9 protein-coding genes are annotated in these 13,026 nt (G+C 42.4%); 3 read left to right on the plus strand and 6 right to left on the minus strand.

Annotated elements, in window-relative coordinates; translation table 11 throughout:
- On the plus strand, positions 1–927 hold the full coding sequence (locus OA91_RS14845) for a glutamate cyclase domain-containing protein (RefSeq protein ID WP_082827962.1): 927 nt from the start codon (positions 1–3) through the stop codon (positions 925–927).
- 59 nt (positions 928–986) lie between these two features.
- Entirely contained in the window at positions 987–1,844 is an 858-nt protein-coding gene (locus OA91_RS14850) for a D-amino acid aminotransferase (RefSeq protein WP_063339056.1), read from the plus strand.
- 101 nt (positions 1,845–1,945) lie between these two features.
- Here the strand turns inward: OA91_RS14850 and OA91_RS14855 are convergent, their stop codons facing one another.
- On the minus strand, positions 1,946–3,820 hold the full coding sequence (locus OA91_RS14855; RefSeq protein ID WP_063339057.1) for a methyl-accepting chemotaxis protein: 1,875 nt from the start codon (positions 3,818–3,820) through the stop codon (positions 1,946–1,948).
- A 229-nt stretch (positions 3,821–4,049) separates the two neighbouring features.
- Here OA91_RS14855 and OA91_RS14860 point away from each other — a divergent pair, with 229 nt between their 5' ends.
- Positions 4,050–5,705 carry an Ig-like domain-containing protein gene (locus OA91_RS14860; protein WP_063339058.1) on the plus strand — a complete coding sequence of 552 codons (1,656 nt, stop codon included), beginning with the start codon at positions 4,050–4,052 and terminating at the stop codon, positions 5,703–5,705.
- Positions 5,706–5,795: 90 nt separating this feature from the next.
- Here the strand turns inward: OA91_RS14860 and OA91_RS14865 are convergent, their stop codons facing one another.
- The 5 genes from OA91_RS14865 to OA91_RS14885 all read right to left on the minus strand — a co-directional run bounded on the left by OA91_RS14865 (position 5,796) and on the right by OA91_RS14885 (position 12,989).
- Entirely contained in the window at positions 5,796–6,599 is an 804-nt protein-coding gene (locus tag OA91_RS14865; RefSeq protein WP_063339059.1) for a transporter substrate-binding domain-containing protein, read from the minus strand.
- Between the two features lie 119 nt (positions 6,600–6,718).
- The gene (locus OA91_RS14870; RefSeq protein WP_046015304.1) at positions 6,719–7,984 is read right to left on the minus strand and encodes a dicarboxylate/amino acid:cation symporter; all 1,266 of its coding nucleotides are present in this window, start codon (positions 7,982–7,984) and stop codon (positions 6,719–6,721) included.
- Positions 7,985–8,060: 76 nt separating this feature from the next.
- Positions 8,061–9,500 (minus strand): aspartate ammonia-lyase, encoded by a 1,440-nt coding sequence (locus OA91_RS14875; protein ID WP_063339060.1) that lies wholly within the window; start codon positions 9,498–9,500, stop codon positions 8,061–8,063.
- Between the two features lie 280 nt (positions 9,501–9,780).
- Positions 9,781–11,202, minus strand: a complete 1,422-nt coding sequence (locus OA91_RS14880) for a sigma-54-dependent transcriptional regulator (protein ID WP_063339061.1) — start codon at positions 11,200–11,202, stop codon at positions 9,781–9,783.
- Positions 11,199–12,989 carry a transporter substrate-binding domain-containing protein gene (locus tag OA91_RS14885; protein WP_231870379.1) on the minus strand — a complete coding sequence of 597 codons (1,791 nt, stop codon included), beginning with the start codon at positions 12,987–12,989 and terminating at the stop codon, positions 11,199–11,201. The genes OA91_RS14880 and OA91_RS14885 overlap by 4 nt, the downstream gene beginning before the upstream one ends.
- Positions 12,990–13,026 lie beyond the last annotated feature (37 nt).

Here is a 13,026-nt window from a genome sequence, read left to right on the forward strand (position 1 = left end):
GTGAGAAAGTCAAGCCGAGCATTTGATTTAACCACAGGTAGCCATGTCTTTGATTTAAAAGAGTTAGGAGACCGGACAATGGGGTCGATTGAAGAAACAAGTTATGCCTTAGAAGCGCTGTTAGTTGAGCGTAATTTAAGAGGTATGGCTGAGGTGAAACCTGCGCTTAAACCTGGTTATAGCTTAAGAGCGGCTTGTCTTTTAGCGGATGTAGCAACAACCCAAGGTTGCGTTTTTATTGGTACAGGCTTTCCTGTTACAGATACCTTTGAAACCGACGGTCCTGTGGGTGCGATTGCTTTATATGAAGCTTTGGAAAAATTGGGTGCTAAGCCTGTCATCGTATGTGGCCCTCCATTATCTGATGCGATTGCAAAAGAGTATCGCGTTGAACCACTTAAACTGGGGACAGCACACGATAGAGTAGCAGAAGCCAAAGCGGCGTTAGCTAAGTGGCAGCCTCAACTATTATTATCAATTGAGCGCCCTGGTATGGCTGCCGATGGTGGTTACTACAATATGCGTGGTGAAGATATCAGTCCACGTACTGCTTGTTTTGATAGCTTTATGCTTGAGTGCGAATGCCCAACCATTGCGATTGGTGATGGTGGCAATGAAATTGGCATGGGGAATGTGACCTCAGCCTTAGAGAGCTTAAACATAGTGCCAGCTTCTACCAAGTGTGATGAGCTTGTTATTGCTGATGTTTCCAATTGGGGCGGCTATGGTTTGATTGCGCTACTTGGGCAAATGGAAGAAAGGGATCTATTAGGTGAAATACACCCGATTAAAATTCTGCAATACCTATCTAATTTAGGCAGTGTAGACGGGGTAACTCGCTTAAATCAATTAACGGAAGATGGATTGGAAGCGAGTGCTGGTGATGAACTTATTGTTAAGTTACGCCAACTCACAGGCTTTGCCTGAAACCGCTGTAAATCGATAAAAATTAGACATTAAAGACAGAGATTATAGAGGATACAAAAATGAGCATTGTTTATCTTAATGGTCAGTTTATGCCAATTGAAGAGGCGAAAATTTCGCCATTAGATCGCGGCTTTTTGTTTGGCGACGGCATTTATGAAGTCATCCCAGCTTATGATGGTAAAACAGTGGGTCTTGAGCCTCATATGCAGCGTATGTTTGATGGCATGGCGGCAATTGGTATCAAGTCTGAGTTAAGCCTAGATGATTGGAAAGAAATCATTGAAGGTGTGATGGAGAAAAATGGCGGCGGTAACCAAGGTATTTATCTACAAATCAGCCGTGGCGCTGATGTGAAACGCTACCATGCTTTCCCAGAAGGTGTGACGCCAACTATTTTTGCTATGGCTAACCCAATTAAACCTGCGGTTGAAGCCAATGCTGCTACGGCAAAAGGTTTCTCTGTAGCTACGACTCAAGATTTACGCTGGCAGCGTTGCCAAATTAAATCGACCGCTTTGTTAGGTAATGTGCTGCATTTCCAGCAAGGTTATGAAGGTGGTAACGATGAGATCTTGCTTTATAACGATCAAAACAATCTAACTGAAGCGAGCTCTTCAAATGCTTTTATTGTTAAAGATGGCAAGGTAATTACACCGATTCAGGATAACCAAATCCTACCGGGTATCACTCGTAACATTATCTTATCTATCCTTGAAAAAGATGGCTCTATTCCTGTTGAAGAACGTGATATTTCAATGGAAGAAGTACGTAATGCTGATGAAATTTGGGTTACTAGCTCATCTAAAGAGCTTGCTCCTGTGACAACCATCGATGGCCAAGCTGTTGGTAATGGTAAAGTAGGCCCTGTTTGGGAAGCTGCTTTTAAATTGTACACAGCAAGCAAGTTCGAATACTAAACGCTTAACTCCCCTTAAGTGTTCTAGTGAAGAAAAAACGCAGCCTCGGCTGCGTTTTTTATTGCTTTACACTTGCTATATTAAGCTTTAATAGTACTGATCTAACTGGTTTTAAACTGAGTCGCTATGCTTTGCAAATCAACCGCTAACTCAGCCAAGTTATTGCTTGTTTCAGCGATCGACATAGAGCTCATAGTTGACTCTTTTGCTGTTTGAGCAATCTGCATAACATCTTTACTGACAACATCTGATACCTGTTTTTGATGCTTTGAAGCCGTTTCTATGTCTTGATTCATCAAGGTGATTTTCTCAACCGCGTCAATAATACTGGAGAGGGCGGTTGTGACCTCATTTGTTTCAGTGACACTGCTTTGAGTTTTACTATGATTCTCATGAATAAGGGCAACAGCATCTTGAGAAGCGGCTTGTAATGACTGGGTCATTTCTTGAATCTCTTCAGTTGATACCTGAGTACGGCCAGCTAAGGTCCTAACTTCATCTGCCACTACTGCAAAGCCTCTACCTTGTTCACCCGCTCGGGCCGCTTCTATTGCTGCATTTAACGCCAGTAAGTTGGTTTGTTCTGCAATATCTCGAATCACGTCTAATACCGAGCCTATACGGTTCGAATCAGTTTCTACCTTGTCTATTGTGCCTGCTGTATTTTCGACACTATTCGCTAATGTCATCATGGTATCACTGGCATTTTTAACAATACCTTTGCCTTTTTCGCACTCATGATTCACCTCATGAACAATGGTCGCTGCACTGGCAACATTGTCATGGGTTTGATAAATCATGGATTTCATTGATTGCATTTCCTCACTTAAATGCTGGATTTTAGTTTCTTGTTGTTGGCTGCTGAGATTACTTTGCAAGGCAGTGGAAGACATCTCTTCTGTAGCCGCTGATACATTGCTTGCTGCCCCTGATATTTTGATTATGATGCCTTGGAACTGCTCCATCATGGCATTAAAGGTTGTGGCTGCACTGCCTATTTCATCATTAGAATGAACATTAATCCTCATGGTTAAATCGTTTTCTTCTTTGGCTTTGGTGATAGTGCTGGATAGCTGTTTAAGTGGCAGCAAAATGCTTCTTACAATCCAAGCCATGGCACTGAGTAATAACGCAGAAATCACAAAAGCAATAATGCGAGTGGTCAGTATTAGGTTATCTATACTGCCTACCTCTTTAGCAATATTGCTTTCTAACTGGGTGCTGAGCTGGGTAATAGCCTCTTCTGTGGCATGTACAGCCGCCCGCATGTCACCACGAATACCGCTCTCTTCGTTTAACCCTTTTCTTATCATCATTTGGGATGCTTGCTGAAACTTAAGGGCATAATCTTGCATGCTAGAACGTATGCTTTGCTGCGCACTTATGTTTAAAGTACTTGCTTCAAGTATGCTGATAAAGCCTTGGTAATTTTGGGTGAAGGTATCTAGGTATTTAGGATCCAAGCGTAATAAGAAATCTTTCTCATTACGACGCAACTGTAACAATTGGGCTAATAGTTGGGATGACTTTGTGTTGGCAAGTGACTCTTCTGCTCTGTGTACTGAATCACGTAGATTGCCATAAAGGCCATCTTTTGGCGTTAAACCAATTTGCTTTTGAGTATTCACCAAGTGATTAAATAGGGCGTGATATTGTTTAAACTCTTGAGTGAGAGTAGTGATGCCATCCGTTTTAATTGCGGCCTTTGTAACGGCTTGCTCAAGCTCAGAGAGCTTACTTTGAGTGACCTCAAACTCTTGGTTAAATTTATCTAAGTACTTTAAATTCTGACGTGACAAAAAGTCCTTTTCGCTACGACGTAACTCAAGGGTGCTAATTTTGACTTGATCTAATGTTATTTGAACTTGGTTAAAGATGCTGATTTTATTAATTTTGTAAAAATCTAAACCTAGCAAAATCAAAACAGCGAGGACGATCAGGATACAGATGAGGAGACATTTTTGCTTAATACTCATAATTCTTCCCTTCCTTGAGATGATGAATCACATAAGCTTAGTTGATATTTCTCATAGTGGCAGTGCTAAAGTGCTTTGTTACAAAACTTAGCTAGGGCTTAAACGGCAAGAAGGAAGCGAAAAAACAGAGCTATTTTATTCTTATGTAAAGGATATTTAATATGCTCCATACTAATAAAATAGGTTTCATGATATAAACAGCTCAGGTTTTTTATTAGAGGGAGTTAGAATGTTGAGGTCGTTTTTATTACTGATTATGGGCACTGTGCTTTTATCGGGATGTGATTTTAAAAGTAACTCGTCTTCAAGTGCTACTTCTACTGCAGATACAACAGCACCGACAGTGTCTTCAACAACACCCGCGTCAAGTGCGACTAATATTGACGTGGATGCCGCGATCACCATTACCTTCAGTGAGGGTATGTTAGATTCAACCATTAATACCACTAACATTACTATGGTGGATAGTTCTTCGGCTGCTGTGACAGGCACAGTGACTATAGATTCTGATAGTTTAGTTGCGACCTTTACGCCGTCTGCTTCTTTATCCTATACCGAAACCTACACAGTCTCTCTGTCTACTAGCATCACAGATGATTCGAATAATGCGCTAGCCTCAATCTACTCTTGGAGTTTTACAACACACTCTGGTACTGGTGCTTGGAATACGGCTACGGATCAAGTTTCCAGTAGTTCCATTGTTTATCAGCCTTATGATGTGAGTTTGGTAATGGACTCAAACGGTAATGGTATGGCTATCTGGTCTCAAGGAGATGGCACCGCCAATTCAAGTGTGTTTGCTAACTACTACACAGAAAGCACTGCCTCTTGGGGTACTGCAACTGAGATAGATTTAAACGATACGACAGATGCCACTAAGCCAGATATAGGCATTGATGGATCTGGTAATGTGATGGCTGTATGGCAGCAAAGTGATGGTACGGCTGAAAGTATCTATTACAACATCTACACCAAATCGACTTCCTCTTGGGGCACAGCCGCTTTAATCGATAGCACTAATAACCCTGCTTCTGTTCCTAAAGTGGTGATGAATACCAGTGGTAATGCAGTTGCTGTATGGCGACAAAGTGACGGTACTTATCAAAGCATTTACTCGAGTACCTATACAGGTACTTGGAGTGCACAGGCGACGTTAGAGGCGGCAAACTTTACCGCGTTTGAACCAAGTCTCGCTATGAATGGTGATGGTGATGCTGTTGCAACTTGGCGTCAAGGGGATGGTACTAGCTCAAATATTTATGCGGCTGTTTATGCTGCAAGCACTTGGGGAGCTGCCACTGCGATTGATGGCGTTGCCACAGATGCATCCGATTCGGTTCCACAAGTGGCAATCAATAACACAGGTAATGCAGTTGTATTATGGCGTCAAAATGATGGTACAACTGAAAGCATGTATGCCAATAGATACACCAACTCATCAACCTCTTGGGGAACGGCTGCTTTAGTAGAAAGCAGTGCAAATATTGCTCTTGATGACTTTAGTGTGGCCATAGACTCAAACAGTAATGCCATTGCTTTGTGGCTTCAAAGTGATGGGACTGCCGTTAGTACTTATGCAAACCGTTATACAACGTCTTGGGGAACGGCTGAAACTATCGATACAGGTAATAATGCAACTACCGCACCTCATGTTGCTATTTTGCCTTCGAATGATGCGGTTGCTGTATGGGAGCAATCAGACGGTACGGCAGAGAGTATTTACTCCAGTGTTTATAATGGTAGCTGGTCAACAGCGGCAACCATAGAATCAAGTACCTTTAGCTCGACAGATCCTTTCGTGGTAACTGATCGTACGGGCACTAAAGAAAGTGCGTTAGCAGCATGGCTTAGAACCGTAGGCAGCGTGCATTCTAATCTGTACTAATTGTTAGATATAAAAAAAGCCGATGTATCTATCAGTACATCGGCTTTTTTGTGTCTAGATTTTTTTAGATGATTATCGCGCTAGCTAGCATTATTTATACAAGCCATTCATGCCCAAAGCAAAAGGGGTGTTTTTAAGGCCGTATTTGCTTTCTAAATCTAATATGAAGCCTGTTTTGTGCCACTCTATAATGGTGCTATTCATAAAACTATGGAATCTATCTTCACCTAATCTGACGGCTAATCCCCAAGGATTATCATTGATGGTTGGGAGAGGCATTTCATAGTCCTGTGCCCATTCTGCGTCTTTAAGCTTACCAGCAATAAAAGAGTCATCGTAGACAAACGCGCTGCATTTACCTTGTTTTAACGCTTCTAGAGACTCTTCAGAACTGCCGAAAGGCACTATCGTCGCACCAAAGGTATTTTCTGTTTCTTGATTATAAAAAGCGCCTTTGATACCGCAGACTTTTTGCCCGTTTAAATCACCCCAACTGGTATATTGGCTAGATTTGTTGGCAATGATATTACTGCCAGAAGAGTAATAAGCTTGGTCTGCAATATAAACAAGTTCGCGGCGCTCAGGCTTGTCACTCATGGTGGCAATGAGTAAATCCACCTTGCCATCAATCAAGAATTCCATACGGTTACTGCTTTGCGCTGGTACCAGCTCAAGTGAGACACCTAATCTATCCGCTACGTCTTGAGCAAGGTCTATCTCTAATCCCACAATGTCATTTTGCTCATTACGATAACCATAGGGTTTATAGTCGGCTTTCACCGCAACAACTAGCGTGCCTTTGGCTTTAATATCATCCAAATCGTCCGCATTGGCGGCAGAGGAGAAGCCAAGTAGGCTGATTAGAATCGAACTTAGGGTCGTTATTTTCTTCATAGTACTTTCCTGCGGTTTGATGAATAAAAAAAGGGCAACCTAACGGTGGCTTGCTAGATTGCCCAAAAGCTTAAATTGACGAATAAAAGCTTGCTGAAATTGTGAATTCTTTCCTGTGTTTAGGCTTGCTGATTAGCAAGGTTCTCTTTGTTATAGATAGCCTTGTCTAGTTCGCCTTCACTCTTACCCACTATGGTTGATACCATCATGTCGCCACATACGTTCACACTAGTACGTGCCATATCTAGAATACGGTCGATACCCGCAACAATGGCTAGACCTTCAATTGGTAGACCAACAGTAGTTAAAACAAGAGACAACATGATCAAACCCGCACCTGGAACACCGGCTGTACCGATAGAGGCTAAGGTTGATGTCATAATGATAAGTAAGTAATCAGAGGTGGTTAGATCAATACCGAATGCTTGGGCAATGAAGAGAGCACATACACCTTGGTAAAGGGCTGTACCGTCCATATTGATAGTGGCACCTAGCGGAAGAACAAAACTAGAAATACCTTTAGATACACCAAGCTCTTCACGGGCTGCCTTGATAGTGGCTGGTAAAGTACCAGAGCTACTTGTTGTGGTAAAAGCAACCGCAGCTGGGTTAAGCACACCTTTTAAGTAGCGAACTGGGCTTAGGCCACCAATAGTGGTGATAATGCCTGAGTACACGACAACAACATGCAAGATACAGCCAATGTAAACCAGTGCAACTAGCTTGATTAGAGGCAGTAGAATCTCAAGACCATATTTACCTGCAACCCAAGCCATAAGACCAAATACACCGTATGGCGCTAGTTTCATAACCATTTCAGTAAGCTTGTACATAGCTTCTGCAAGGCTGTCGAATACAGCAATAGCTGGTTTCGCTTTCTCACCAACGAGTGTTAGCGCAATACCTAAACCAATCGCAAAAGCGATGATCTGTAGAATGTTGCCAGACGCTAATGCATTGATTGGGTTTTTAGGGATGATATTCAGTAAGGTTTGCACTAACGGTGGTGCATCTTTACCTACCGCAGCACCTGCTTCAACCGTCATGTTAAGACCTGCACCAGGCATGAAAACAGCAGCCAGTGTTAAACCTATAGTAATGGCAACGGCTGTTGTACCTAGGTAAAGGGCAACAGATTTCATACCAATGCGGCCCATTTTGCGTGTGTCTTCTAATGACGTTACACCAACAACCAAAGAACAGAAGATCAATGGCACAATCAGCATTTTGATTGCATTAATGAAGAGGGTTCCTATCGGTTTTAATACTTCGGCGTTAGGGCCTAAGATAGCCCCAGCGATGACGCCAAGAACCATACCGATAAGAATTTTATGCCATAAGGCTAGACCTGGCTTAGCAGGGCTTTGTGCTTGAGATATAGACATGTGATTACCTTTTTATAATTAGATTTACGCCTACTAATAGGCTTGGACATATTTAAGTTATTGTTATATTTCGGTTTTAAGAGGCTTGTGCTTCCCTATGTTGAGGTTTAACCATGTTCTTTGGTTGTAAGCAGGTTTTAAGCTCTTTTTCATCCATGAGGTTTTCATCTAACACCAGATCTAACACACTGCGACCAGTGGCTAGAGCCTGTTTAGCAACACGGGTTGCTGTTTCATAACCCAGAGTTGGCGCTATGGCTGTGATAATGCCAATGCTGTTATTTACCAACTCTTGGCATCTATCTTTATTGGCTGTAATCCCTTGAATACAGCGTGTTTCTAGCATGCCCATGGACTTAGTCAGTAGACGAATAGACTCAAGTACCTTGTAGGCAATTAAGGGTTCCATGGCATTGAGTTGAAGTTGGCCCGCTTCTGCAGCAAAGGTAATCGCAAGATCATTCCCCATGACTTGATAAGCCACCTGATTCATGGCTTCTGGGATCACAGGGTTAATCTTGCCTGGCATGATTGAGCTACCTGGTTGTGCTGCAGGCAGTTGGATTTCAGCTAAACCACAGCGAGGGCCCATGCTTAAAAGGCGTAAGTCGTTGGATATTTTCGATAGCTTGACGGCTAAGCGTTTCAACATACTAGAGAAAAGAACAAAGGCGCCCATGTCAGAGCTTGCTTCGATTAGATCTGTAGCAAGAATAAAATCTATGCCTGTTAGGTTTGCTAACTCTTGTACGGCTAGTGGCGCATAATCTGAGTGGGTATTAATGCCTGTGCCAATTGCTGTGCCACCCAGATTTACTTCTTTAAGTAACTGGGACAGGTCAGCAATTCGTTGAATATCTTCGTTTAGCGTACTGGCAAAAGACTGGAACTCTTGCCCTAGAGTCATGGGTACTGCATCTTGTAGCTGAGTACGGCCCATCTTGATAATGTCGTTAAACTCTAACGCTTTATTGCTAAAGGTATCGCGCAAAGAGGTCAGGGCTTCAACCAGTTGGCTATGCAGTAAAATAATGGAAAGGCGAACGGCAGTTGGATAAACATCATTGGTGGATTGGGATTTATTGATGTCATTATTTGGGTGAAGGTGAGTATAGTGTCCCTTCTCCTTACCCATAAGTTCTAGGCCAATATTAGCGATAACTTCATTGGCATTCATATTGGTGGACGTACCTGCCCCACCTTGAATCATGTCGACAACAAAGTCTTCATGGTGATAGCCCTGTAGAACTTTATTGGCCGCAGCCTCTATGATTTGTGTTTTGTGATCGGACAATTGCCCCAGCTGATTATTGGTTTTGGCGCAGGCAAGTTTCACATAAGCTAGCGCATTAACAAGCTCAGGAAAGTGATTGATAGGTATGCCTGATAAATCAAAGTTGTGGCATGCGCGGCGGGTTTGAATACCATAATAAGCACTTTTAGGCACATCAAGTTCGCCTAATAAGTCTTTCTCTTTGCGCATGGATTGCAATGTGTCAGTCGCTGGTGTGTGCATCTTGTTCTCATTCTTATCATAATTATTTCAAGCAATTTCAGGCTTAAAGCCTGTGCTTGATTAGTGAACTAGATTGCAATTCGGGGGCCAGTTTTTTATATATGCTTAACTGATTGAAATATAAGGAAAAAATATAATATCGAAGAGGGTGAAGGGGTATAACTCAGGGAATAGGGATAAATGACTTTTGATAAAACCCTTATTTATCAGTTGGTTAGCTTGCTAACCTAGGTTATAGAATTAACCTAGGTTATAGGGGTTAAATTAGGGTAGGAAGCCGTTACTGGCTATTCGCCTTTTTAATGCGTTTACTTAAAGCTGGTTGAGAGATTCCCACAAGGCGGGACGCAATAGACTGGTTACCTTTGGCTCTTAACATGGCTTCTTCTATCAGTAGATCACCAATTTCAGTTAGGGAGGGTAAGCTTTGTTCTGGGTTAAAGCTGATACAAGCTTGTTCTTCTGTGCTATCAGTCCAAGCTTGAGATAAGTCTTTAGGGCTGATGAGATCTTTAAATGAATCCATAGATAACATCTTGCTACGATGTAACCCCATTGCTTTAAATGCTAGCGCTCTTAGCTCTCGTACATTGCCAGGAAAGGCATAATTAGATAATAAAACAGGCAGTTCTTTTGGAATAGCTGGCTTAGTTTTATTCAACTCGGTTGCGGCTTCTTCAAGAAAAAGGTCGAGCAGAATGGCGATGTCACCACGGCGTTGGCGCAGTGGCGGGATACTGACTTGATGGGTTTGTAAGCGATAATAAAGGTCTTTTCTAAACTCGCCTGCTTCTTGTTTTTGCGTTAAATCCTGATGAGTAGCGACCACGACTCTGGCATTAAGGCGTTTAGGGTGGTCACTGCCAAGTGGATAGTATTCACCTTCTTGCAATAAGCGCAGTAATTTCACCTGAGACATCAGGCTCAAATCACCTATTTCATCTAAAAATAAGGTACCACCATTGGCTTGTTCTATCATGCCTGCTCGAGCTTTTTCGGCTCCTGAAAAAGCCCCTCGGCTATGACCAAATAGGGTATCGGAGAACATATTATCATCCAGCCCAGCCACGTTAACACTGACAATGGGGCCAGACTTGTGACTCAGTTTGTGAATCGCTTGGGCGATGAGCTCTTTACCCACACCGCTTTCACCATTAATCATAATTGGCTGGTTACTGGCAGCAATCGCTTCTAAATACTGGAAAATAGAACGCATGTTTTTGTCTAGGGTGAGAATGCTTTCGAACACTTCTGGGTGTTCTAAGGTGTCATTCAAAAACCGAGACCTTAATTTGTCATTCTCAGAGCGCATTTCGATACTGCGAATGGTGCGCTTGATACCTTCGATTAAGTGTACTTCGTCTGTGGTTTTGACAAAGTAATCCAAGGCCCCCAAACGTATGCATTGCATGGCAATCTCGATTTGATTGAGACCACTGATAATAATGACCTTTACATGAGGGTGCGTTTCTAGAATTTGCTCAAGCAGCGACATGCCCGTCACATTGGGCATGTTGAGGTCTAGCAGCACAAGCTCAATCGGGTGTTGCTCTAACATATCTAGCACATTACGACTGTCATTGGTTTGGAACAGGTGATTAATACCGCCACGACGTTTGAGTGTCATGGTTAAACTGCGTAAGAATGAATCTTCATCGTCGACTAATAAAATGCCAAAGTCTGGGTAAAGGTTGTTACTCATGCATGTGCCTTTTGGTTAGCTTTTAGATTAAATATAGGGAGAGTCAGAGTGACAGTGGTGCCCTTTTTCAAAACGGATTCAAAGCTGAGTTGCCCGCCATGCTCACTGACAATATTGGACGAAATAGACAGGCCTAACCCTGTTCCGCCTTGGTCCCTTTTAGTGGTGAAGAAAGGGTCTTCTAATCGTTTGAGGTTTTCAATGGCGATACCACAACCCTCATCTTTAATTTCTAATACCAGCAAACCTTTGCTTCTATCCATATAGGTTCTGATATCGATGCTTTTCTCTCTTGAGGTGAGCGATTGCGCAGCATTAAGGATGAGATTGATGATGACCTGCTCAATGCGTTGTGCACTGCCTAAAAAGGTCGGTAATTTATCTTCAAATTTAATGCTGACATTGTCACTGTAATTTCTGACGGTTTGCTCTATTAATCGATAGGAGGTAGAAACCAACTGATTAATATCCACATGCTCTGTCAGTTCAATATTTTCTTGGCGACCAAAATCCCTAAGATCATCAACGATACGGCTAATACGCTGACTGCCTGCCATCATGTCATTAAGCATCTTAGGTAATTCATCTCGCATGAGGGAGTATTCAATGCCAGCCAGATAAAACTCACCTTCTTTTTGATAATGATCCTCAAGAATTTCTTCGAGATCTCGGTGTACTTCTTGAATGGCGGGAATGTTAAGTAGCATCAGGCTACAAGGGTTATTAATTTCGTGAGCAACCCCTGAAACCAGCACCCCTAAGGAAGCCATTTTGTCCGCTTGAATTAATTGCTGTTGTTGTAACTCAAGCCTTTGGGTTCGTTTGAGCACTTCTTTGGAAAGCATACGGTTCCAAATGAGTGATCCTCCTAAAAAGAGCAATAGTAAGGACGAGACGATAAGGGTGAATTGGCCAATAAGCTTCCAATCTGGCCCTTGATTACTTAAAGGCCCTAACCATTTGTCATAGATTTCTTGTTGGCGTCCGGTATTTTTTAAGATGGCCATACCTTCACTAAATTTAGCGATTAGGTTTTCATTTTTTTGTAGCGCGGCGTAACCATACCTTTGGGTGCCATAGGGTTGAGTAATGGACCTTAAATTAGAAAGTGCGAGTTCTTTCCCTAAATACAGGCCAGGTAAGTTAGCTACTAAGGCATAATCATTCGCCCCCGACGCGACTAAGCGCAGGGCATCTGCATGGGTCTTAACCAGTACTAGCTCGGCGTTTACCTTATTTTCAACCAGATAATCGTGCATGATGCCTTGATCTTGTACGACTAATCCTTGGCCTTCAAAGTGATTCAAATTGCTAATTAAAGGTAAACCCTTTCGAGTGAAAATAGATTGATTAATCAAGGCGTGGGAAGGGGAAAAGGATAAGGTCTTGGCGCGAGAATCTGAATAGACCATACCCTGTAAAATATCGATTTCTTGGTTATCTAATTGCTGGCGGACACTGCTCCAGCTATCAAAAACAAATTCAACCTTCATGCCCATGACTTCAGCAATTGCCAAGGTCAGCTCCGTATTATAACCGTCAGGTTCTCCTTGGCTGTTAAGGAATTCATAGGGCGGGTAATTAACATCACCACCGATACGAATCACCTGATCTTGGGCGAAAAGGGACAGGGAAAATAGCAAACTAGCCACTAACAAGAGACCATTTAATAGGACTTTATTCGTGAAAATCGCCTCTTTAAGCTTTAAAAAGGTTAGCTGTAAAGTCTTTAGACTAAGGCCTGCTTTAGCTTGGTTATGGGTGTGTTTTTTTCGAGAGTCAGACATCTTATTCCAACAAGTGTTAGCAATTTTGCGCGAATGG

It is taken from the genome of Marinomonas sp. SBI8L (assembly GCF_001624705.1).
GTDB lineage: Bacteria > Pseudomonadota > Gammaproteobacteria > Pseudomonadales > Marinomonadaceae > Marinomonas.

Bases quoted from the DNA above. Each gene is read 5' to 3' on its own strand.
- OA91_RS14885 (WP_231870379.1), bottom strand. From the start codon at position 12,989: ATGTCTGACTCTCGAAAAAAACACACCCATAACCAAGCTAAAGCAGGC.
- OA91_RS14860 (WP_063339058.1), top strand. From the start codon at position 4,050: ATGTTGAGGTCGTTTTTATTACTGATTATGGGCACTGTGCTTTTATCG.
- OA91_RS14850 (WP_063339056.1), top strand. From the start codon at position 987: ATGAGCATTGTTTATCTTAATGGTCAGTTTATGCCAATTGAAGAGGCG.
- OA91_RS14870 (WP_046015304.1), bottom strand. From the start codon at position 7,984: ATGTCTATATCTCAAGCACAAAGCCCTGCTAAGCCAGGTCTAGCCTTA.
- OA91_RS14865 (WP_063339059.1), bottom strand. From the start codon at position 6,599: ATGAAGAAAATAACGACCCTAAGTTCGATTCTAATCAGCCTACTTGGC.
- OA91_RS14875 (WP_063339060.1), bottom strand. From the start codon at position 9,500: ATGCACACACCAGCGACTGACACATTGCAATCCATGCGCAAAGAGAAA.
- OA91_RS14880 (WP_063339061.1), bottom strand. From the start codon at position 11,202: ATGAGTAACAACCTTTACCCAGACTTTGGCATTTTATTAGTCGACGAT.
- OA91_RS14855 (WP_063339057.1), bottom strand. From the start codon at position 3,820: ATGAGTATTAAGCAAAAATGTCTCCTCATCTGTATCCTGATCGTCCTC.